Here is a 21,371-nt window from a genome sequence, read left to right as displayed (position 1 = left end):
AAGCGACAGCATAACAAAGCCGCTCGCGGCGCAGAACCCGCCCGAATTGGGGAGGTCAGATCAGACGCAAAATCAGTTAGACTCGTCGGCAGTTTTGGGCTGTCCAAGTTGTGCCCGAAGTTGTATCCGAAGTTGTGTCCTCAACCGCTTTTTGTCAGAGAATAAAACCAGGCTGTCGATGCGCTATTCGGTCGAGATAAAAAAATTCCTTTACAGCCAGTATTTTTATGGCGGACTGCGCATCGCGGTCGGCGTGTCGTTACCAGCGGTGCTGTGCCTGATCGTGTTTCACAATCGCGAGCTGGGCTTCACGATTGCGACGGGCGCGCTCGGCGCATGTGTCGTCGACATGCCGGGTCCGCTCAAGTACAAGCACAACGAAATGCTGGCGTGCTCGGTGATCGGTTTTCTGTCCGCGCTCGCCACCGGCCTTGCCACGGTCAATCCGGTGGCGCTGTGGTGCACCGTCGTGCCGCTCACGTTCGTGCTGTCGTTGATTGTCGTGTATGGCAACCGCTGGCCGCAGATCAGCTTCGCCACGCTCTTCATGATGATCATGACGCTCGAGGAGCACTTCACGCCGATACAGGCGCTCGTGAATGCGTCGTGGATACTCGTGGGCGGACTCTGGTTCACGTACTGGTCGACTGCCGTGAGCCGCTGGATGATGCATCGGATCGAGCAGCAGGCGCTCGCCGAAAGCGTGTTCGCCTGCGCCGATTATTTGCTCGCGCGCGCCGCGTTTTACGACCTCGATAACGATCTGGACGAGTGTTATCGCAACCTGGTCGCCAAGCAGATCGCCGCGGTCGAGCGGCAGGACGCGGCGCGTGACATCGTGCTGCGCAATCTGCCGAAGTTAAAGAGCGGCAAGCTCGAGCCGCGCCGCGCGATGCTGTTCAATCTCTTTATCAACACCGTCGATTTGCATGAGTTGTTCGTCGGCACGCATACCGACTACCCGCTCGTGCGCAATACCTTCGGCGGCACCGACCTGCTGGTGTTCTATCGCGATCTGATCCGCAAAGCCGCTGAGGATCTCGAGGAAATCGGGCTCGCTGTGCTGCAGAATCATGCGCCGCGCGCACGCGTGAATGTGAAGGCGGAACTGCGCGCCATCGAGTTCGAAATCGAACTGATGCGCAAGCAGGAGTTGCCGGCGAAGAATCCCGAGGCGTATTCGGCGGTGTCGTCCACATTCCGCCGCGTGTGGAGCGCCACGCGTCTGATCGACAAGATGCGCAAGAGTCTTTCGAGCGATCCGGCCACGACCGAAACGGAACTGCGCCTCGATCAGGCGCTGAACCGCTTCGTGTCGAGCCGCCGCGTGCCGTTCGGCCAGATCTTCTCGAACCTGACGATGTCCTCACCGAGCTTTCGTCACGCGTTGCGCGTGACGATCGCGGTGGCGGTCGGCTTCTGGCTCGGCCGCCTGCTGCCGCTCACGAACGCTTACTGGATCGTGATGACCACGGTCATCATCCTGAAGCCCGGTTATTCGCTGACCAAGCAGCGCAACGGGCAGCGGATCGTCGGCACGTTGATCGGCTGCACGGCGAGCATCGCGCTGATGATCTTCGTGAAGGAGCCGCACATTCTGCTGGTGGTAATGTTCGCGTCGATGGTGATGAGCTACAGCCTGCTGCTGTTCAATTACGCGGCGAGCGTGGTGTTCACGTCATCGTATGTGCTGCTGATGTTTCATCTGCTCGCGCCGGGCAGCCTGCACATCATCGGCGAACGCGCGATCGACACCGTGGTCGGCTGCGCGATCGCGATTGCCGCGAGCCATCTGTTCCCGTACTGGGAATATCGTCTGATGGGCAAGCTGGTCAACAACGTGATCAGCGCGACGCGGCAGTTTCTCGAAGCAAGCTGGTGGTGGAGCGGCAAGCCGGCCGCGCCGCTCGCCGCCACCGTGACCGAAGCGGGCGCGCGGGCGCCGGTCGCGGCAATGGCGGACCCGGCGATCGATGTCGGCAGGCCGGCGTTGGCGGCTGCAAGCGGGCCGCTGACGAGTGATGGTTTGGTGGCTGGCAATCGGGGGGTATCGCAAGCGGATGTGTCGGCGAACGTGCGAACAGGCGCCGAAGCGAACATCGCAGGGAGCGCGGCGTTAGGCGCAACGGCAGGTTCAGCGGCAGGCTCAGCGGCAGGCGCAACGGCAGGTTCGGCAGCAGGTACATCAGCAGGCGCAACAGCAAGCCCATCGGCAACTGCACCGGCAACAACATCAAGCGCGCCCGCAAGCACACCCGCTTCCGCAACCACCAACACGACGGCGAAGCCCGTCGCCGGCGCCTCGCCCGCTGCCGCGGCCGCCGCCACTGCACTCGATCGCGATTACCGCTACCGCCTCGCGCGCAAGAACGTGCACGTCGCATTCGCGAACCTCGGCCAGGCCTTTCAGCGGATGATGCTCGAACCGAAATCGGCGCAGAAGTTCGTCCCCGAACTCAACGGTTTGCTGGTGAGCAGCCACGTGCTTGCATCGCAAATCACCGCAGCCGCGCCGCTCTTGCGCACCGCCGCGCAACACGCCGACGGCGTGTCGCTGCAGCCGCTGCAACGCGCGTTGAGTCTCGTGCGCGACAATCTCACCGAAGCAGAAGCAGGCACTGCGCCGCCTGCGGACCAGGGCGAGCAGATCAAACAGATCACGCGCGAACTGGACACGATGGTGGTCGAAGCGGAGAAATCGCAGGACTATTCGGCCGATGCGGTGCACGACATCAAACTGCTTGCGCATCAATGCAAGCAGATGCTGACGGCGGCGGCGTTGATTCGCAAGGACGCGAGCGTGATCCGCCTGCCCGATGAATGACGCGACCGGGCTTGAACTAGCGTAGTGAAGTGCGACGCCTAAGCGCGTCCGACTCAAACTCACACGCGGTCATACACCATGACCGCGACAAGCTCACTGCGCCGTGCCGCTCGCAGGCTTCGCAGCAGTAGCCGCAGCGCTCGTCGCCGTGGCCGTCGCCGCAGCCGCGCCCGATGAAACGGAAGCCGCCGGCGCGTTGTCGTTGTCGAACTCGCGCTTCTCCTTGATCGCGTTATAGAACAGCGTGGCGATGACGAACAGTACCGCGACCACGATGAATACAGCGATGCCGAAGGTCGGGTTTTTCTTGCGCGGCGGTTTGTTCATGAGGCGACTCGGACCGCGAGGCAATCGCGGAAGATAGCGGAGAAGGCGGCATTCTACGCCGAGGCGCCTTGCACTCGCCTTGCAGTCGGCAAGCGGTGGACAGCAAGGCTTGCGATGCTATCGAACCGAAATGAAAAATCCCGGCACGCGCAATGCTGCGCCGCTAATGCGGGCCGAAACATTGGAGCCACGCATCACGCCCGCACAAAGAAGCGCGACCCAACGCGCGGTAGTCGGGAGGAAAGATGGATGCGCATGTGCATTGGACGAAGCACGCTGTTTGCAACAGCGGCGTTGTAATCATCGGATTCGGCAGCATAGCGAGTTCGCTTTTACCGGTGCTTTTAAGACACATCGAGGTGAGCCCCAAAGACGTGACCGTGGTGTGTCCGCCTGGTAATGACACGGCGATCGCCCATGAATGCGGCGTGCATGTCGTCGAGCAGGCGCTCAGCGAAGACAACTTCGAGACTCTGCTTACAGCTTATGTGACGAAAGGCACGCTGCTGGTCAACCTGTCGGTCAATGTGTCGAGCGAATCGCTGATTCGCTTTTGCTGGTCTCGCGACGCGCTCTATCTCGACACGTCCATCGAACCGTGGGAAGGCGGTTCTACCGATCCCGACCGTCCTCCGTCACGGCGCAGCAATTACGCACTGCGCGAGGCGGTGCTGGCTTTTCGTCTCGACAAGCGCGACGGCCCGACAGCGGTTTTGACGCAAGGCGCGAACCCTGGGCTCGCTTCGGCTTTCGTCAAACAGGCGCTGGTCGACATGGCGGAGAACAGCGGCATCCAGCCGACCGCGCTCGACAGCTATGAAGATTGGGCCGTGCTCGCGCAGCGCCTCCACATCAAGGCGATTCACGTCGCTGAACAGGACTGGCAGTTCTCCGAGCGCCGCAAGGCGCGCAACGAGTTCGTCAACACCTGGTCCGTCGATGCATTCGTCGAAGAAGGCATGCAGCCGGCGGAACTGGGCTAGGGCACGCATGAACGTCATTGGCCCGCCGACGCGCAGCGTCACGGGTTCGGCAGCGATGCGGCGATCTATCTGCAACGGCCGGGACTTGCCACGCGAGTACGCAGTTGGACGCCGCTCGCCGGCAGCTATCAGGGCTTTCTTGTCACGCATGGCGAGTCGATCTCGATCGCGGACCATCTGACATTGCGCAAGGACGGCGAGGTCGTGTACCGCCCGACGGTCCACTATGCGTATCGTCCGTGCGACGACGCGCTGCTGTCGATCGACGAATTCGCCGGACGTGGCTGGCGCATGCAGGACAACAAGCGGATCATGCGCGACGAAATCGTCGACGGCGCCGACGAACTCGGCGTGCTGCTGATGGGCAACGACAAAGGCGTTTACTGGTACGGCTCGCGGCTGACCACGCCGCAAGCCCGGCGCCTCGCTCCGCATAACACCGCGACGAGCCTCCAGGTGGTGGCCGGCATCATGGGCGGCATCGTGTGGGCACTCGAGAATCCGCGGGCCGGCGTGGTCGAACCCGACGACATCGACTATCGGACGGTGATGCGGGTCGCTCGTCCGTACCTGGGCGAACTCGTCGGCGTGTACGACACATGGACGCCGCTCGACCAGCGCTCGCCGCTTTTCGACACGCCGTACGACGAGGACCCCTGGCAGTTTCTCAACGTACGGGTTCCGTGGTGAACCGATACCTGGAGCGCAGCCTATGTCGTCGCTGCTGAACAAGGAGCTTGGTGTCGTCGAGGACTCGTATTACGAGGCGAGCGTCACGCGTCCGCAACCGAGCGCGCCGCTGCAGCAAAAGCTGTCCGTGGATGTGTGCGTGATCGGCGGCGGCTACGCGGGCGTTTCGTGCGCGTTGGAACTGGCCGGGCGCGGCTTCGACGTCGCGCTGCTGGAAGCGCAGCGCATCGGCTGGGGCGCGTCGGGCCGCAATGGCGGGCAGGCGATTGTCGGCTTCGGCGCGGAAGGGGAAGAGGCGATCGAGCAGCAGTGCTCGCGCGAGATTGCGCGCAAGGCGTGGGACGTGTCGCTCGAAGGTCTGCGCCTGCTCGAAGAGCGTCTCGCGCGTTATGACATCGAATGCCAATATCGGCGCGGTTATCTGACGCTCGCCGTCAACGATCGCAAGGCGCGCAAACTCAAGGAGTGGATGGAGCGCACGCAGGACCGGTATGCGTATCCGCTCGAATGGCTGGATCGGTCGGCGCTTCGTTCGCATATCGCCACGCAAAGATTTGCTGCCGGCGTGTATGACGGCGGGTCCGGTCATCTGCATCCGCTGCTGTACTGCCTCGGTCTCGGCGAAGCGGCGCGGCAAGCGGGAGTCAAGGTCTTCGAAAATTCAGCGGTGTCCCGGCTCGAACGAGGCGTGCGGCCCGTTGTGAAAACCGCTGAAGGCGCCGTGTCTTGCGACCGCGTGGTAATCGCCGGCAACGTCTATCTCGGCGAATTCGGCGATCATCCGGCGCCCGAGATCGAAGCGCGGATCATGCCGGTGGGCACCTACATGGTCGCCACCGAGCCGCTTTCCGAGGCCTTCGCCAACGAACTGATGCCGGGACGGGCCGCGGCGTCGGACAACAATCTCATCCTCGATTACTTCCGGCTGAGCGCCGACAACCGGCTGTTGTTCGGCGCCGGAGAAAGCTATGACGCCACGACGCCGCGTAATCTGATCGACAGGATGCGGGATCGGATCACGGGCGTTTTCCCGCAACTCGCCGATGTCGGCATCGACTACGCCTGGGGCGGTTTCGTCGACGTCACGATGAACCGCGCGCCGGACCTCGGCCGGATCGGCGCGAACATTTACTACGTGCAAGGCTTTTCCGGGCACGGTCTGGTGTTCGCGGGAATGGCCGGGAAGATTCTCGCCGACGCGATCGCGGGCGACGCGTCGACCTTCGACGTGTTCAGCCGCATCCGGCATCGACGTTTCCCCGGCGGCAAGGCGCTTCGCACGCGGGCTCTGGTGCTGGGCATGTGGTACTACAAGCTGCGCGAGCTTTTGTAGGCCAACGCCGTCAGATACGCGAAGCCGATCGCTACGCGCCCGCTCGCCGTCACGCGCTATACCGCACCGGCAGCGCCGTCGAATATTTGATTTGCTCCATCGCGAAGCTCGAACTGACGTCGTACAGCGGCACGGCGGCGATCAACAGCTTGTACACGCGGTCGTAGTCGTCGATGTCGGAAACCACCACGCGCAGCAGGTAATCCGTCTCGCCGCTCATCCGGTACACCTCCACCACTTCGGGAATGTCCTGCACCGCCTGCGTGAAAGTCTGCGCCCACGCCTGCGTGTGCTGATTCGTGCGAACCGCCACGAACACGGTCGTGCCGACGCCCAGCTTGCGCGCATCGCACAGCGCCACTTGCCCGCGGATCACACCGGTCTCCTTCAGACGCTGCAGCCGCTTCCAGCACGGCGTTTGCGACAGATTCACGCGCTGCGCCAGTTCGGCAATCGGCATTGTCGCGTCTTCCTGCAGCAACTCGAGCAGCTTCCTGTCGATGATGTCCATTCCCATCGTCTCACCCCTTTAGCAAATTTTTCTACTTTTCAGATTGATGGGGGAATTATATGGAAACTCTTTCTCCGGACAAAACGGTATAAATCCTGATCCGAAGAAAAACACGGCAGCCAGTGCCGTTCAACGACCGTGACTCACAACCTCGCTTCCTCCGCCGCCCTCCTCGATACGTTCACACAAGCTTGCGCCGCGCACGATCTGCCTTCGCGCGCCGCTCAGCCCGCGCCTCTCGCCCGCCTGTGCGATGCGCTCGACGCCATGTTCGAAGCATGCGCCCAATTTGCCGACCCTTCGCATTCGAGCTTCTTCGCACGCAGCATGCGTATCGCGCTCGCAGAAGCGGCTGCTGATGCCGGACTGCTCACGCCCGCGCAGCGCGAGGGATCGAGTGAGAACTACCGCCGTCATCTGCTCGCCGCCGATCCGCACGGCCGCTATGCGATCGCCGCGCTTGTCTGGCAGCCGCATCAGGCGAGCCCCGTGCATGCGCATCACACATGGTGCGGATACGCGGTGATCGACGGCGCGTTGAGCGAAACGGTTTTCGAATGGAACGAGCGCGAGCAGTGTGCGAGCGCTGAACGCACGCAGGCGCGCAGGCAAGGCGCGGTGTCGTTCGTGCGAGGCGGCCGCGGCAGTATTCATCGGCTGCAAAATAGCAGCGATGCGCCGGCCGTGTCGCTGCATATTTACGGCGTGCCTGGCGCGCGCATCGCCACGCATGTCAACGATGTAGTGCGCGCCGCGCCCGTGCTTGTCTGACAGCGGCACGGCGAGCGCGGGCAAGGCACGAACACACGCACAAAACTTCGCGCCCTCTGCCCTCGCCGAATAATCAGCTCTTGCCTTCGCCCGCCGTGGGAACCTGCGGCGGAATCGGCGCCGTTTGCGCGGTCGCCGGCGGCGCCGGCCGTGGTTCATGCGACACATCGCGCGCCACCGCTACCGCCGGATGCGCGCCGCGCATCGGCAGCGTTTTCTCAGTGTGCGGGCGAGCATGGCCGGACTCGTGGCCGTGTTCTTCACGTCCGGCTTCGTCTGGCGTGCCGTCGTCGCGCCACGGCTGCCCCTCGCTGTCTTTCGACGACGTGAACAAGCGCATCTGCGGCACCGGAATCTCGATGCCGGCTTCGTCCATCTTGCGCTTGAGCCGCGCATTGAACGCCCGCGCCACGCTCCATTGCTGCAGCGGCCGCGTCTTGATCTGCCCTTTGACGACCATCCAGTTCGGATCGAAACGGTCGAGGCCCCACACTTCGATCGGCCCGAGCATCTCACGCCGGTAACGGAAGTCGGCCATCAGGTCGGCGCCGACTTCGCGGATCATCTGCGTGATTTCATCGACGTCGGTCGAGAACGACATGCGCACTTCGAACACGGCATACGCGAAGTCGCGCGACAGATTCTTGACGATCTTGATCTGCGAGAACGGAATCGCGTGAATCGCGCCCTGACCGTCGCGCAGCCGCACCGTGCGGATCGACAGATGCTCGACCGTGCCTGCATGGCCGCCGTCCACATCGATCCAGTCGCCCACTGAAATCGTGTCTTCGATGATGATGAAAAGCCCCGTGATCAGGTCGGTCACGAGCGACTGCGCGCCGAAGCCGATCGCGAGACCGATCACGCCGGCGCCCGCGAGCAGCGGCGTCACGTTGATGCCGAGATTCGCCGCCGTGACGATGCCCGCGATCGTCATGATGCTCACGAGCAGCACGTTGCGCACGAGCGGCAACATCGTGCGCGCCCGCGTGCTCGGGTTGCGCGACTTGTTGCGCGAGCTGCCGGGATTGAGCGCCTCCGTGATCGCGGTGTCGACGAGAATCCACAGCAGCCACGCGATGAACACCGTCGCGACGATCGCGGTCACCGCATGTGCGATGCCGCGCGCCGCGACGTTTTCCTCGACGACCGCGGCCAGCGACACGCCCCACAAACGCGCCGCCAGTTCGAAGAAAAACAGCCAGATGAAAAGCGTCAGCAACGTGCCGCAAAAACGCAGCAAGCGCGTGAGATACGGCGAGCGGCGCCGCGCGCGCGGACTGCGCGGGCGCGTCATGCGCAGGACGATGGCCGACAGGAAGAACGCGAGCACGAGCAACAGCGCGGTCACCACCGAAATCTGCAGCACGTTTTCGCTCGAACCCGAGCCGCCGAGCGTGGCAACCACGGACGCCGTCGCCAGCACGAGGACCGGCACGTGCCACAGCGCGGCGAGCACCTCGAAGGCGTCGGTCGCGGCCTTGTGATCGTTGCGCTGTTCGTAAGGCCGGTTGCGGATCAGGTGCGCGACCGGCCGGCGAAACGCGAGCGCGAAATAGCCGGCGAGCACGGCGGCCGTCATGTTGGCGGCGGTCGAAACGAGTGCGGCCAGGTTGGTGCCGAGTTGATGCGCGACGTCGTAATTGACCGCGGCGTCGCCGAGCGCGCCGAACACGCCGACCGCGAACAGCAGGCGCCGCGCATGATCGATCAGCAGACGCACGGCGATGCGCCGGTGCCCCGAGCCGAACAGCGAAAACATGATCAGGCAGATCGCCGAAAACACCGCGCCCGCGACGATCGCATAGGCGACCACCATGCCGAGCGTGCGGCCGAGCGCATCGGGCATCGCGCGCACGAACAGCAGCGCGGCGACGAACGCGATGATCCACGGCCCCACGCGCCGCAACGCGAAGACGAGCAGCTCGCGTGTCGTCGGATTGGGATTCAGTCCCATCACGATGCCGAGGCGCCGGTACAGCCGCTGCTGCAAATAGATCAGCGCGGCCGCGCATGCGCCCCAGCCGGCCAGCATCGCGAACATCGACAGGAGAATGCGGCCGAAGCTCTCCGGCCCCTGGCCGGAGATGATGGTGTAAAGCTCGTTGCCGGCCGCGTTGAAGCGCCCGCCCCAGTAGCGCACGGGCGTACGGCCCTGATGCATGTCCGATTCGAACGACGCGATGCCCGACGCAATCGCGCCGAGCAAGCCGGGACTCGGCTGCGCGGGCGCCGGCGCGAGCGGGCCGACGGTGCGCGAGACGTCGCGCAGTTTTTTGAGTTGCGCGACGAGCGCGGTGCGCTGGCGGTCGTTGTCGAGCGTGGCGATGACGCTGTCTAGCGAACGCGCGATTTCCGCCTGGCTCGCGGGCGACGGCGCCGACGCGGCCTCGGCCGCCGATGCGCCGGACGCCTCCGACGCGGGCGCGACCGTCGCGCTGTTGATCAGGCTCTGCAACGCGGGGATGACGGGCGTGCTGCTGGCTGCAGTGCCGGCGGCGTGCGCGCCGAGAGGCAGCGATGCAGCGCAGAGGAGAAGCGCGATTCCGATCGCGGCGGGACATGCGCTGATGACGGCACGAAGCCACGCACTGATCGAAGCGCTGATTGAACCGCTTCGCGCCGCATATCTGCGAGCCGACCCGCCCGCGCGCACACGAGCGCCGCCGCGGACGTGCGGCCATCCGACGCAAGCGGAAAGACGAACAAATGCAGCGTGAATCGAAGAAAGCCCGCCGTTTGACGGCGCAGCCTCGGATTCACGCCGCGATGGGCATGACTGCATGGCAATCCGTGAGAAAACGGGAGACGCCAGTGTAGCCTCAGTTGGCGCGCCCGCAACCGGACATGCGTAACGGATTGTTAGGACGCTTGCATGATTTCATGCGTGCAGCGCGCCGCGGACGGTGACGAGCCGCGGCCCCATGCCACCCACGCCGCGCGGCACGCACGCCGCGCAAGCACGCGGCGCCTTCAATAAGCGACCGTCGCGAGCTGACGGATGAAACGGCCCTGCTCGAGTTCGTCGACGAACGCGATCGCGTAATCCTCGGCGGAAATGCGGCTGTTGCCTTCGGCGTCGGCGATCAGCGAGTTCGTGCCGGTGCGGAACGTACCTGTGCGCTCACCCGGCGCGATGATCGCGGCCGGCGAAAAGAACGTCCAGTCGAGATCGGCGACGCTGCGGTAGTAGCCGAGCGCATCGCGATGCGCGAGCGCGACGGCCTTGTAGGCATCCGGGAAACCTTCGCTATCGACGAGCTGTTTGCCCGGCGCGACTTCGAGCGAGCCCGCGCCGCCCACCACCACGAGGCGCTTCAGACCCGCGGCGCGCACACCTTCGACCAGCGCGCGAGTCGCCTTGTCCAGCACGCCGACGTCGCCTTGCGGCGGCGCATACGCGCTCGCCACCACGTCGTGACCGCGCACCGCTGCGCCGACGCTCGCCGCGTCGAGCAGGTCGGCCTGCGCCGCTTTGAGATTCGGCACGTCGGCCGGAACGCGCGCGGGATTGCGCGCAAGCGCCGTGACCTGATGCCCGCGACGCGCCGCTTCGGCCGCAATTCGCGAACCGATCATGCCGGTCGCGCCGAACAATGCGATCTTCAACTGCTTGCTCATTTCAATGCTCCTGTCATTTGTTTATATGTAACCAAGATGATTACATATATGCCGCAAAAAAGAGGGGCCTCGGCCCCCGTCTGTCATTCCGCGCTTATTGCGCGCTCATTGCGTGCGCATTAGCAATCATCGGCGAGCGCGGTTTCAGCTTCAAGCACCCGCGTCACCCATGCGGCCGCCGCTTGCGTTCGCGCGCTCGCTCCGCGCGCAGCAAGTCCGCCGTCGCGTCGGCCAGCGTGCGCTGCGCGAGCGACGCCTCCATCGCCTGCTGCGCTTCGTCGATGATTCCGCGCAGCACGACCTGGATGTTGCGCCCCACCATGCACGCCGGATTCGGCTCCTCGCGATGAAGCGCGAAGAGCTGCGCGTCGTCGACTGCGCGGTACACGTCGAGCAGCGAAATCTGCTCGGGCGCGCGGGCGAGCAGCGCGCCGCCGCCCGCGCCGAGCTGTGAGGTGGTGAGACCCGCTTCGGCCAGCATGGTCAAAAGCCGCCGGATCAGCGCGGGATTCGTATTCACGCTGCCCGCGATCATCTCCGACGAAAGCGGCGTGCCCTCCTGCAAAGACAACAGCGCGAGCACATGCACCGCAAATGCAAACCGGCTACTGGTGTTCACAACAACCCGCCCTGCGACGACAATGTGTAACCATAGTAATTACATTTATCGGCACTGCCAAATGCGTCCGCTCTTCCCGGCCGAACGCACGAACGCGCGCGATGGAATCGGCTCACGCGCATCTCACTTGTCCATCTGCTTTTGCGCATCGCCGCCGTAGCCCGAACCGGACGACGAAGCGGCCGCACTCGTCGACGAAGCCGAGCTTTGCGCCGACCACTGCTGCAGTTTGCGCCCCGCGTTTTCCAGGCTCTCGCCGGTCAGCGACGCGGCTTTGCCGAGCTGCGCCTGCGCCGCGCTGGCGGCGTTCTGCAGATTGGCCTGAGCGCTCGACGCGAGCGCATTCGGATCGATCGTGACCGTCGGCGCCGAAGCCGATTGAATGTTCTGCTGCGCCGCGGATTTGGTTTCGTCGACCTTCTGGCCGACGTAGCTCGCGGCCTGATCGAGCTTCTGCGACGCGGCCTGCGCGGCGTCGTTGAGCTTGCCGGCAACCTGCCCCGCCGACGCATCGTTCTTCTGGCAGGCCGCGAGACCGCCGAATACGAAGAGGACCACGGCGGCACGGCGCAGCAACGGCGAACGGATGGATGAATTCATGTGTGTATGTGAACCGCGCGAAGCGGCCTCTTTGACGAAAACGCGCTCATCATACGCTGTTGCCGCCGCCTGCCGGACAACGGCTTCATGCGCGATAAATCGACGCGCACGGCGGGCGGAGGCCGTCGCGGTTCTGTCAAAGCTTGTGCGGTAGACTGGCCAACGCAATCGAGCATTGGCTGTGTTCCCTTGACCCACTGGAGGCATACGATGGCGGCAAAGAAGATTCTGTTTCTCACCGGCGATTTCGCCGAGGATTACGAAACGATGGTGCCGTTTCAGGCGCTGCAGGCAGTCGGACATGTGGTCGATGCGGTGTGCCCGGACAAGAAGGCCGGCGACCGGATCAAGACCGCGATTCATGATTTCGAGGGCGATCAGACCTACACCGAAAAGCCGGGGCATCTGTTCGCGCTGAACGCATCGTTCGAAGACGCCGATCCGCGTCAGTACGATGCGCTCGCGATTGCCGGCGGGCGGGCGCCCGAGTATCTGCGGCTCAATCCGAAAGTCATCGACATCGTGCGGCAGTTCGCCGAAGCCGGCAAACCGATCGCCGCGATCTGTCATGCCGCGCAGTTGCTCGCCGCCGCGGACGTGATCCGCGGCAAGCGCATCTCCGCGTATCCGGCCTGCGCGCCCGAGGTGAAGCTGGCCGGCGGCGAGTACGCCGACATTCCCGTCGACGCCGCGATCACCGACGGCAACTTCGTGACGGCGCCCGCGTGGCCCGCGCATCCCGAATGGCTGCGTCAATTCCTCGTTCTGCTCGGCACGCGTATCGAGCTTTGAGCCGGCTCAAATGCCGCGGGCGACCACGGCGGTCGCGCGCGGCATTTGAGAGTCGTCCTATGGTTCGCGCCGGAGGGCCTTCCTATAGTCACGGGCTGACTTGTGGAGCGCTTTTCGATGGAACTTACCGACTGGATCGTCATTCTCGCCGTCGCGTTGATCGCGATTGCTTTTCGCTGCGCGCGCACGCCGGCCGGCTGGGCTCGTGAAAACCGCGCGCGGCGCCTCGCCGGCACGCGAATGCTGGTGCTGGCAGCCTGCTCGGTCTGGGCGGCTTTGTTGATTCTGGCGCGCTGCGTGTTCGCGCTCGACGGCCTGCTCGGCCTGCGCCCCACGCTCTACCAGGTGCTCGTCGTGGTGGCCGTTCTGCTTGCCTGCGCGTGCTACTGGTCGGTTCGCGGCCGGCAACTGCTGAAGTCGCGCCGTTTGTTTGCTTCTTGCTGAGCTGATGTAGCCTGCGGTCACGCTGGCCCACCATCCTGATCGGTTCCGAGCGATCGCCTCGGTTTCCGCTTCACGCAACCCTTCCTGATTTTCGATTCGCTCGCGCCTGCGCCGTCCGCAGGCCGTCGCGGGTGCTCCCGCATCACCCGCTCGACCGCAACCCACGGCAGCCCTTACGGGCCCATCCGCAGATTCCCCGGCTTGTCCATCGCCTGATCGTTGGCCGCCACGGATAGCGGTCGCCCTCCGCGCCCTTCACCGCCTTCACGCGCTCGCCCCGCCGCCGGCCGGGCGCCCGCTTCGGGCAGCGACAGATAAAACGTCGTGCCCACGCCTTCGGCCGACTCCGCCCAGACCCGCCCGCCGTGCCGCTCGACGACGCGCCGCACCAGCGCGAGCCCAATCCCCTCGCCCGCGGCCGCCGTGCCGTGCAAGCGCTGAAACGCGTTGAACAGCCGCGGCAGCGCGATCGCCGGAATGCCGAGGCCGTTGTCGCGCACGTAAAAGATCCGCAGCGACTGAACGCCCGGCGGCGCGGGCGTCGTGCCGATTTCGATCCGGCCTTCGCGCGACGGGTCCAGATAATTCACCGCATTGCCGATCAGATTCGCGAACACCTGCTCGAGCGCGGTCGGATCGCCCCACACGGCCGGCAAGTCGCTCACCTGCACCTGTGCCCGCCGCGCGCGGATCGAGCCCTGCATCGCGTCGATCACGCGCGGCACGATATCGCGCACCTCCACTTTCTGATGCCGGTATTCGACGCGGCCGATGCGCGACAGCCGCAACAACGCGTCGATGATGTGCGACGCGCGCAGCACCGCCGTCTGCAGATAATGCAGCGCTTCGCCGATGTCCTCGTCGACCACCCGCTCGATGCGCTGCCGCATCTGCGCGTCGATCGACGAATCGCTCAGGGCCGCGCGCAGTTCGTCGCACGCGCGGATCAGTTCCTTCGAAAAGCCCTGCAGATTGACGAGCGGCACGCGCAGATCGTGCGACACGCTGTAGATGAACATCTCGTTTTCCTGCGTCTGCTGCCGCAGCGTCTCGTTGATGCGCGCAAGCTCGTCCGCGCGGCGCGCAAGGTCCGCCTGAAAGCGCGCCTGGATGCGCTCGGCCTCGAGCAGACGCCGGCTGGTCTCGTGCAAGGTCAGGTCGAGTTGCGCGATTTCGTCGTGGCCCGGCCCGATCGGCGCGAGCGGCTCGTTGCCGGCAAGGCGCCCGGCGTTGTCCGACAGGACCGCAAGCCGGCCACGCAAGCCGCGCGTAAAGAGCCACACGGCCAGCGCCACAAACAGCAGCGAGCCGAACACCGCCGCGCCGACCAGCGCCTGCTGCCGCTCGCGCGCGGCGTCGGCGGCATTGGCGCGCTGGCTGTCGAGACGCCGCTCTTCCGCCTGGAAGGCGGCCACCTGCTGGCGAAAGCGGTCGAGCACGTCGGTCTGCGCAAGATCGCCGAAGCGCTCGACGATGTCGTTGCCGCGGCCCGAGCGCAGCATGTCCTGCATGCGGTCGGACCATTGCCGGTAGGCCTGCACCGCCTGGCGCACCTGGACGACGCGTTCGACCTCGGCCGGGTTGTCAGAGACGAGTTCCGCGAGCTGATCGATCCGCCGGTCGACATCGACCCAGACGGAGAGCGGTGTCACAAAGTGGTTGTCGCCGGCAAGCACCGCGCCGCGCAGCGCGACAGACTCGCCGAGTACCGGATCGAGAATCGACGTGGTCTGGCGCAGCACTTCCTGACCGTGGACGGCCCAGCGCTCGGCGTCGGCCGCGTCGGACTGCGCCTTGACCAGTCCTGACAGAAGCGCGAGTTCGAAGACCGCCGGAATCGCGATCAGCAGCAGGCCTTTAGTGGTAAGTCGCATGCGTGCGCATTGGAAGGTGGGCCGCCAGTCGTGTACGGGACGGGACATTATGTCGGCGTTTGCTGCGGAAACAAAGGGTCGGGCTAGCGCCCAAACTTTGGCGGCAAGCGTGTCGATGCAGGCGGCCGGTCGGGCTGCATCCGATCTCCTCGCGCGGTCCGCGCGCGACGCCGCGCCCGTAAGCGGGACGAAAACTTTGGACCCGCAATGGATCATAGGAACCAAAACGGGACGTTTCCGCACATCTTTTGTGCTTGGACGCGTGCATTGAAGGTGCAGACTGCGCGACTCGGGGCTCGCCGTCGCAGGCGACAATCCCAATCCGGTGCCCGTTTGCACTGCGTTCGGCGGACAAGCACCTTTTTGGCCCGCTTCTTGCATCCAATGCCCGACTTTTTGGCATAAGCGGAAACAACCGATGGATAGCTTGAAAACCGGCATCGATACGCTCTTTCTTTTGCTCGGGGCCGCCATGGTGCTGGCGATGCACGCGGGATTCGCCTTTCTCGAGCTCGGCACGGTGCGCAAGAAGAACCAGGTCAACGCACTGGTCAAGATTCTGGTGGACTTCTCGGTCTCCACGATCGCCTATTTCTTTATCGGCTACACGATCGCGTACGGCGTGCAGTTCTTCGACAACGCCGGGACGCTCACCGCGCACAACGGCTACGCGCTCGTGCGCTTCTTTTTCCTGCTGACGTTCGCCGCCGCGATTCCCGCGATCGTCTCGGGCGGCATCGCCGAGCGCTCGAAGTTCAATCCGCAGCTTTTCGCTACCTTCGTGCTGGTCGGCTTCGTCTATCCGTTCTTCGAAGGCATCGCGTGGAACGAGCGCTTCGGCGTGCAGGCGTGGATCGCGCAGATGTTCGGCGTGCCGTTCCACGACTTCGCCGGTTCGGTCGTCGTGCACGCGTTCGGCGGCTGGGTCGCGTTGCCGGCCGTGCTGCTGCTCGGCGCGCGCCACGGCCGCTATCACCGCGACGGCGGGATTGCCGCGCATCCGCCGTCGAATATTCCGTTTCTGGCGCTGGGCGCGTGGGTGCTGGCCGTCGGCTGGTTCGGCTTTAACGTGATGAGCGCGCAGACCGTCGACAAGATCAGCGGCCTCGTCGCCGTCAATTCGCTGATGGCGATGGTCGGCGGCACGCTGACCGCCTGGCTCGCGGGCCGCAACGATCCGGGCTTCACGTACAACGGGCCGCTCGCCGGGCTGGTCGCCGTGTGCGCGGGCTCGGACCTGATGCATCCGCTCGGCGCACTCGTCACGGGCGGCATCGCCGGCGTGCTGTTCGTCTACATGTTCACGTGCGTGCAAAACCGCTGGCGCATCGACGACGTGCTCGGCGTGTGGCCGCTGCACGGTCTGTGCGGCGCGTGGGGCGGCGTCGCGGCGGGCATCTTCGGCTTGCGGGCGCTCGGCGGAATGGGCGGCGTGTCGTTCGGCGCGCAGGTGCTCGGCACGCTCGGCGGGATTGTCGTGGCGACGCTAGGCGGCACGCTCGTGTACGGCGCGATTCGCCTGACGGTGGGCCTGCGGCTCGACCAGGAGGACGAATACAACGGCGCCGACCTGTCGATCCACAAGATTTCCGCGACGCCGGAGCGGGAAAGCCTCGGCTGATGCAGCGGCTCGCGTGGGCACAAGCCGATGCCAGTGGGCGAGCCGCGGCCTGGTCCGACCTGTCCCCATAGAGCCGCCGAATGTTAGACTTGCGCGCTGGAGATGGCATTCTCCAATGGGTGTCCGGCGTGCGCTTCAATGCACACGCTCACGTCAATCCATTAACCGCCTCGTGCTGATGATGCCTGCTTCCCCGGACCCATGCGGAGGCGGCATCGCGTCTCCCCGCTCAGCCCGGCTTGTCGACTCCGGTTTCAGCAAAGTCCACTTATGTACTGGTCCATCCTGGCCGTCGCTATCGGCGGTGCGCTCGGTTCGCTGTTTCGCTGGCTTCTCGGCCTGCGTCTGAACGCGCTATTTCCGTCGCTGCCGCTCGGCACCTTCGCCGCCAATGTGATCGCCGGCTACGTGATCGGCGTGGCCGTCGCAGGCTTTGCGCGCGCGCCGCAGATCGCGCCGGAATGGCGGCTCTTCGTGATCACCGGGATGATGGGCGGACTCTCCACCTTCTCGACCTTCTCCGCCGAAGTCGTGCAGCATCTGCAGGACGGCCGCCTCGGCTGGGCCGCGGGCGAAGTCGCGATTCACGTCGGCGCATCGCTTTGCATGACGATTCTCGGCATCGCCACGGTCGCGCTTTTATCGCGTTGAGAGAGCGGTTTTGCCGCGGGGCGGGCACATCGCTTGCGCACCTTCGGACGCACCCTTTTCGTTAAGGAGGTGAAAGATGGGCTCAATCAACCCGCAAGGCGCCACTCGAGGCGGAGCGAAGATTGTCGGCGGCGGCATCGGCGAAGGTCCGGGGCCGGAAGTCATGGCGGCTGCCACGCTGGACGGAACGAAGGTGATGTCGTCGGATGGTGAACATGTCGGCAAGATCTCCGACATCATGCTCGACGTGCGCAACGGACGCATCGCCTACGCGGTGCTGTCGGAAGGCGGTTTTCTCGGGATGGGCGCCAACCTGCACGCCATTCCGTGGAGTGCGCTGACGCTCGACACCGACCAGAAGTGCTTCTTCGTCGACATCACCGCGCAGCGCCTGAAGGACGATCCGGGTTTCGACAAGGACCACTGGCCGTCGATGGCCGACCGTGCCTGGGGCGAATCGACCTACAGCTATTACAACCGGGAACCGTATTGGTCCGCGACACGCGGCGTCGTCGAGGACGACCCGGCCATCCGGCCAAGCGAACACTAATGCAGGATGACGCTCGCGAAGGATCGCGCGTCTGACTGACCATGCCACCGCGTCGCAACGCGGTGGCATGGATCGCGCGCAAGCAACGCACGATCCCTCTTCACATGGCGCAACGCGCGTGAGTTAGCGCGCAGCCAGCATGCCGATGATGAGCCCGCCGATCAGCGCCATCGTCACCGCTTTCCACGGACTGTCGTGAACGAAATCATCGGTCGATTCGGACACGACGCGATATTTCGTCTTGACCACGTCCTGCGCGTCCGCAAGTTTGTCCTTCAATTCCGAGAGTTTCATCGTGCTGCGGGCACGCAATTCGTCGCTGCCGTTGGGTCGTCCCGCGAGGCTGTCGTCGCGCGACGCATCGGCGGAACCGGAACTGGTGGATTGATAAGACTCGGCCATTTTCAACCTCCCTCTCTTTGCGTTGAGTGGACAAGGTTCAGCAAACGTTGTGCCTCGCGTGCGGCTTATCGTTATTAGTTAGGATGGCGATGCTTTTTTACTGCGCACGCAAACGTCTGATCAGTGACCGCGCCCCAGCAGACGACGGCATCTATGCCGAAGCCCGCCACACAGGCACAGCCATTGCGCTCCGTGAAGGCCGGCCGCATTGGCCGGCACGAACGAGGAGCGACACATGAGCATTTTTTCAAACATTCTCAACAAGATTTTCCCGCACGATCATCCGGCCAACACCGGCTCGGGAGCAGCGGCCGGCGCGGCGGCCTCGCCCACTGCGGCGCCCGGCAGCGCGAGCGCTCCGGCCGGCACGCCGGCCACGCCCTCCACCACGGCCGCTGGCAATTCGCAACCGCCTGTCACGCCGATGCCGACCGTCGACGTCGAAGCGGTGCTCGCGAAAATGCAGGAAAGCAGCGGCGAAAAGTTGAACTGGCGCACGTCGATTGTCGATCTGCTGAAACTGCTCGGTCTCGACAGCAGCCTTGCCGCGCGTAAGGAGCTCGCGTCGGAATTGCACTACACCGGCAGCACGGAAGACTCGGCCGCGATGAACATGTGGCTGCACAAGCAGGTCATGCAGAAGCTCGCGGAGAACGGCGGCAAGGTGCCGGACGATCTGAAGAGCTGATGGGCCGGCGCGATAGTTGGTGCGCAACGCCGCGGTCACCCGCGGCTTTTCGCGCGCGATCAACTGCTACAACGTCTTCCTCATGCAAGCCGCAGTCGCCGGACACAGTTGCGCGAACTGCGTGGTGGACTTCACTTCCGCGGCCACTTTGCTTCTGTCGACATCCACGTAGCCCATGCGCCTGAAGAACCCGGCCGCGGTCGTCGTAAGCAGCCACAAGTCGGATACGTCCGACGCTCGCGCCATCGACTCTGCATGAGCGACCAGCATCGTGCCCAATCGCTGATGACGAGCGGTCCGCGCGACTGCCAGCGAGCGTAGCAACGCATCGACTCCCAACCGCTCGAGCCCAACGCTGCCGACAATCCTCCCACCCTCGTCTTCCGCGACGAGGAAGTCCGCGAGCATGGCTGCATTCACATCGGCGACCGGCAGTTCGTTTTCTGCGAGCAATGCCTTGATGACCTCAAGGTCTTCGCTTTGTGCAGCGCGTATCTTCATAGTCGATGTTGTCCCCGGGTGATGATCCCTGAAGCGAAGTCAGGCGGTTCTAATTGTCGCGTGTCGGCTAAACCGGATAGCCGCAAAGAAAGCAATGGCCGACAGTATCGAGACGAGAAACACTGTCCACTCGACAGCCACGTAACCGTGCGTCAAGCTCCATATGCTGGCCGCGGCAATCGGCGCCACGCCCTTCGCAACATTGGACGGAAACGAAAGCATGCCGCTTACCGCGCCGTAGCCTTCTGTCCACATCAGGTCCTGAACAATGGTCCCGCGAAGGATCGTCATCATCCCATTCGCAGCGCCGTAGCACAGCGCGAAGAGCCATAGCAGCGCGGCCGAATGACCCGCGCCGATCAGGATAAGCGTCGAGACCGGGAACAACGTCACGATGACGATACCCACCGTGCTGATATGCACCCCTCGACCGAACATGAACCAGATTGCTCGAGCGGCGACCTGCGCCGGTCCGATGAGCGCCATGGTTGTCACGAGCACTGCGTTCGATATGCCGCGCTCGACCATGAGCGGCACGAGATGAAATGTGAGCGCGGCGAACGTCGCGTAGTAAGCGGTGAAGCAGACGGCGAGCGCCCAGAAAACGGGCGAACGAAGCGCGCGTTGCGTAGCAGCATCGTTCGTCTGTTTAACTTCGGCGCTGGTCGGCCGTGCTTCGACGTCAAGCCTCGATGAACGGATTGCCGCCACGTGAACAGGAAGGCATATAAACACATTCAATGCGGCCAGGACAACAAGCGACGTGCGCCAGCCGACGGCGCCAACGAGGAACTGCGTCAACGGAATAAAGACCGTGCTCGCGAATCCGGCGACCAATGTAATGAGCGTGATCTTGGTGCGGAAGCTTCGCGGATAACGGTGCGTCACGACCGCGAACACCGGGTCATAAAACGTGGCGGCCATCGAAACGCCCAGGCCAATCCACACGACGAAGAGCACCGTCAACGATTGCGCATCGGCCCACAGCAGCAGCATCGCCGCGGCGATGATGGAGCCGATGGCCATGACCCGGCGCCCAAATCCGTGGTCGATCCAGCGCCCGATCGGATAGGCCGCGAAGCCCGAAACGAGTAAGCCCACGGAAAGCGCCGCGTTCATCGCCGTCCGGCTCCAGCCCATGGCCTGCTCCATTGGCACGACCAGCAGCGAAAAGGAATAGTAGACGGAGCCCCACGATACGAGTTGAGCGACGGCTAGTGCCCACGTCACCAGTCTGTCGCGACTGTCCGTTGTTTCTGTGTCGTCTCGTGCGCTCTCGTCCGGATTCGACGTCGTGCTCAATTTTTTTGGCCTTTCATTTGGCTTCGTGGATTAAAGGTCGGGAGTGCAGCCTTTCTTTTCACGCCGTGGTCGTAACTTTGATATTTCCAGAATAGCGGAAACGTCATAGAATGCAAAGCACCAACAGTGATGTACTGCCAGTCATCCGCCGCAATGCCGGCATTGACTCGCCAAACATCCGTGTGCAATTGGAAAGACCAAATAGCAAGGTAATCAGATGACCGTTGATGCAACGAACGACGACCGCAGATTTCCGGCCGCCAGGAC

The 21,371-nt window shown here is 64.1% G+C and carries 20 protein-coding genes, 1 pseudogene and 1 riboswitch; of the genes and pseudogenes, 11 read left to right on the top strand and 10 right to left on the bottom strand.

Translation table 11 applies throughout. From position 1 onward, the window contains the following. The first annotated feature begins 178 nt into the window (after positions 1-178). On the top strand, positions 179-2,824 hold the full coding sequence (locus AB6809_RS17955) for an FUSC family membrane protein (protein ID WP_029969220.1): 2,646 nt from the start codon (positions 179-181) through the stop codon (positions 2,822-2,824). 93 nt (positions 2,825-2,917) lie between these two features. Here the strand turns inward: AB6809_RS17955 and AB6809_RS17950 are convergent, their stop codons facing one another. After that, a complete protein-coding gene (locus AB6809_RS17950) occupies positions 2,918-3,151 on the bottom strand; it encodes a hypothetical protein (protein WP_029969219.1) in 234 nt (77 codons plus the stop codon). A 245-nt stretch (positions 3,152-3,396) separates the two neighbouring features. Here AB6809_RS17950 and AB6809_RS17945 point away from each other — a divergent pair, with 245 nt between their 5' ends. The 3 genes and pseudogenes from AB6809_RS17945 to AB6809_RS17935 all read left to right on the top strand — a co-directional run bounded on the left by AB6809_RS17945 (position 3,397) and on the right by AB6809_RS17935 (position 6,157). Further along, positions 3,397-4,134 carry a saccharopine dehydrogenase NADP-binding domain-containing protein gene (locus tag AB6809_RS17945; protein WP_006052934.1) on the top strand — a complete coding sequence of 246 codons (738 nt, stop codon included), beginning with the start codon at positions 3,397-3,399 and terminating at the stop codon, positions 4,132-4,134. Positions 4,135-4,149: 15 nt separating this feature from the next. Beyond that, positions 4,150-4,824: pseudogene (locus tag AB6809_RS17940) on the top strand (saccharopine dehydrogenase C-terminal domain-containing protein); the annotation flags it as partial. A 22-nt stretch (positions 4,825-4,846) separates the two neighbouring features. Beyond that, entirely contained in the window at positions 4,847-6,157 is a 1,311-nt protein-coding gene (locus AB6809_RS17935) for an FAD-binding oxidoreductase (protein ID WP_006052937.1), read from the top strand. Between the two features lie 49 nt (positions 6,158-6,206). Here the strand turns inward: AB6809_RS17935 and AB6809_RS17930 are convergent, their stop codons facing one another. Further along, positions 6,207-6,674: an Lrp/AsnC family transcriptional regulator gene (locus AB6809_RS17930; protein WP_006052938.1), complete on the bottom strand. Its 468-nt coding sequence runs from the start codon at positions 6,672-6,674 to the stop codon at positions 6,207-6,209. A 132-nt stretch (positions 6,675-6,806) separates the two neighbouring features. On the opposite strand from AB6809_RS17930, the gene AB6809_RS17925 reads away from it, so the two are divergent. Beyond that, complete coding sequence (locus tag AB6809_RS17925) at positions 6,807-7,439, top strand: cysteine dioxygenase (RefSeq protein WP_371026905.1); 633 nt, start codon at positions 6,807-6,809, stop codon at positions 7,437-7,439. Positions 7,440-7,512: 73 nt separating this feature from the next. On the opposite strand, the gene AB6809_RS17920 is transcribed toward AB6809_RS17925, so the two are convergent. The 4 genes from AB6809_RS17920 to AB6809_RS17905 form a co-directional block, all read right to left on the bottom strand. Next, positions 7,513-10,224 (bottom strand): mechanosensitive ion channel family protein, encoded by a 2,712-nt coding sequence (locus tag AB6809_RS17920; protein ID WP_029969214.1) that lies wholly within the window; start codon positions 10,222-10,224, stop codon positions 7,513-7,515. A gap of 188 nt (positions 10,225-10,412) precedes the next feature. Continuing rightward, a complete protein-coding gene (locus tag AB6809_RS17915) occupies positions 10,413-11,060 on the bottom strand; it encodes an NAD(P)-dependent oxidoreductase (protein ID WP_006052941.1) in 648 nt (215 codons plus the stop codon). A gap of 163 nt (positions 11,061-11,223) precedes the next feature. Next, a complete protein-coding gene (locus AB6809_RS17910) occupies positions 11,224-11,679 on the bottom strand; it encodes an Rrf2 family transcriptional regulator (RefSeq protein ID WP_006052942.1) in 456 nt (151 codons plus the stop codon). Positions 11,680-11,802: 123 nt separating this feature from the next. Then, on the bottom strand, positions 11,803-12,279 hold the full coding sequence (locus AB6809_RS17905) for a hypothetical protein (protein ID WP_006052943.1): 477 nt from the start codon (positions 12,277-12,279) through the stop codon (positions 11,803-11,805). A 210-nt stretch (positions 12,280-12,489) separates the two neighbouring features. Here AB6809_RS17905 and AB6809_RS17900 point away from each other — a divergent pair, with 210 nt between their 5' ends. Together AB6809_RS17900 and AB6809_RS17895 are read left to right on the top strand one after the other, a co-directional pair. Beyond that, entirely contained in the window at positions 12,490-13,071 is a 582-nt protein-coding gene (locus tag AB6809_RS17900) for a DJ-1/PfpI family protein (RefSeq protein ID WP_029969212.1), read from the top strand. Positions 13,072-13,188: 117 nt separating this feature from the next. Next, positions 13,189-13,515, top strand: coding sequence for a hypothetical protein (locus tag AB6809_RS17895; RefSeq protein WP_006052945.1), 327 nt, complete (start codon positions 13,189-13,191; stop codon positions 13,513-13,515). A 173-nt stretch (positions 13,516-13,688) separates the two neighbouring features. Here the strand turns inward: AB6809_RS17895 and AB6809_RS17890 are convergent, their stop codons facing one another. Further along, positions 13,689-15,389, bottom strand: a complete 1,701-nt coding sequence (locus AB6809_RS17890; RefSeq protein ID WP_029969211.1) for an ATP-binding protein — start codon at positions 15,387-15,389, stop codon at positions 13,689-13,691. A 418-nt stretch (positions 15,390-15,807) separates the two neighbouring features. Here AB6809_RS17890 and AB6809_RS17885 point away from each other — a divergent pair, with 418 nt between their 5' ends. From AB6809_RS17885 to AB6809_RS17875, 3 genes are all read left to right on the top strand, one after another. Continuing rightward, positions 15,808-17,010 (top strand): ammonium transporter, encoded by a 1,203-nt coding sequence (locus tag AB6809_RS17885; protein WP_371026904.1) that lies wholly within the window; start codon positions 15,808-15,810, stop codon positions 17,008-17,010. An 89-nt stretch (positions 17,011-17,099) separates the two neighbouring features. Then, positions 17,100-17,205: riboswitch (Fluoride riboswitch) on the top strand. Positions 17,206-17,280: 75 nt separating this feature from the next. Beyond that, positions 17,281-17,661, top strand: a complete 381-nt coding sequence (gene crcB, locus AB6809_RS17880) for a fluoride efflux transporter CrcB (RefSeq protein ID WP_029969207.1) — start codon at positions 17,281-17,283, stop codon at positions 17,659-17,661. A 76-nt stretch (positions 17,662-17,737) separates the two neighbouring features. Further along, positions 17,738-18,211 (top strand): PRC-barrel domain-containing protein, encoded by a 474-nt coding sequence (locus AB6809_RS17875; RefSeq protein ID WP_006052949.1) that lies wholly within the window; start codon positions 17,738-17,740, stop codon positions 18,209-18,211. Positions 18,212-18,334: 123 nt separating this feature from the next. Here the strand turns inward: AB6809_RS17875 and AB6809_RS17870 are convergent, their stop codons facing one another. Then, positions 18,335-18,613, bottom strand: a complete 279-nt coding sequence (locus tag AB6809_RS17870; RefSeq protein WP_029969205.1) for a YqjD family protein — start codon at positions 18,611-18,613, stop codon at positions 18,335-18,337. Between the two features lie 235 nt (positions 18,614-18,848). On the opposite strand from AB6809_RS17870, the gene AB6809_RS17865 reads away from it, so the two are divergent. Further along, positions 18,849-19,301 (top strand): DUF3597 domain-containing protein, encoded by a 453-nt coding sequence (locus AB6809_RS17865; RefSeq protein ID WP_029969203.1) that lies wholly within the window; start codon positions 18,849-18,851, stop codon positions 19,299-19,301. A 66-nt stretch (positions 19,302-19,367) separates the two neighbouring features. Here the strand turns inward: AB6809_RS17865 and arsN2 are convergent, their stop codons facing one another. Next, on the bottom strand, positions 19,368-19,802 hold the full coding sequence (gene arsN2, locus AB6809_RS17860; RefSeq protein ID WP_029969200.1) for an arsenic resistance N-acetyltransferase ArsN2: 435 nt from the start codon (positions 19,800-19,802) through the stop codon (positions 19,368-19,370). A 39-nt stretch (positions 19,803-19,841) separates the two neighbouring features. Next, on the bottom strand, positions 19,842-21,104 hold the full coding sequence (locus tag AB6809_RS17855) for an MFS transporter (RefSeq protein ID WP_029969199.1): 1,263 nt from the start codon (positions 21,102-21,104) through the stop codon (positions 19,842-19,844). Positions 21,105-21,371 lie beyond the last annotated feature (267 nt).

It is taken from the genome of Paraburkholderia sp. RCC_158, assembly GCF_041355255.1.
Lineage (GTDB): Bacteria > Pseudomonadota > Gammaproteobacteria > Burkholderiales > Burkholderiaceae > Paraburkholderia > Paraburkholderia graminis.
Note: the sequence above shows the minus strand (reverse complement) of the source record. Positions and strands in the feature narration are given on the sequence as shown.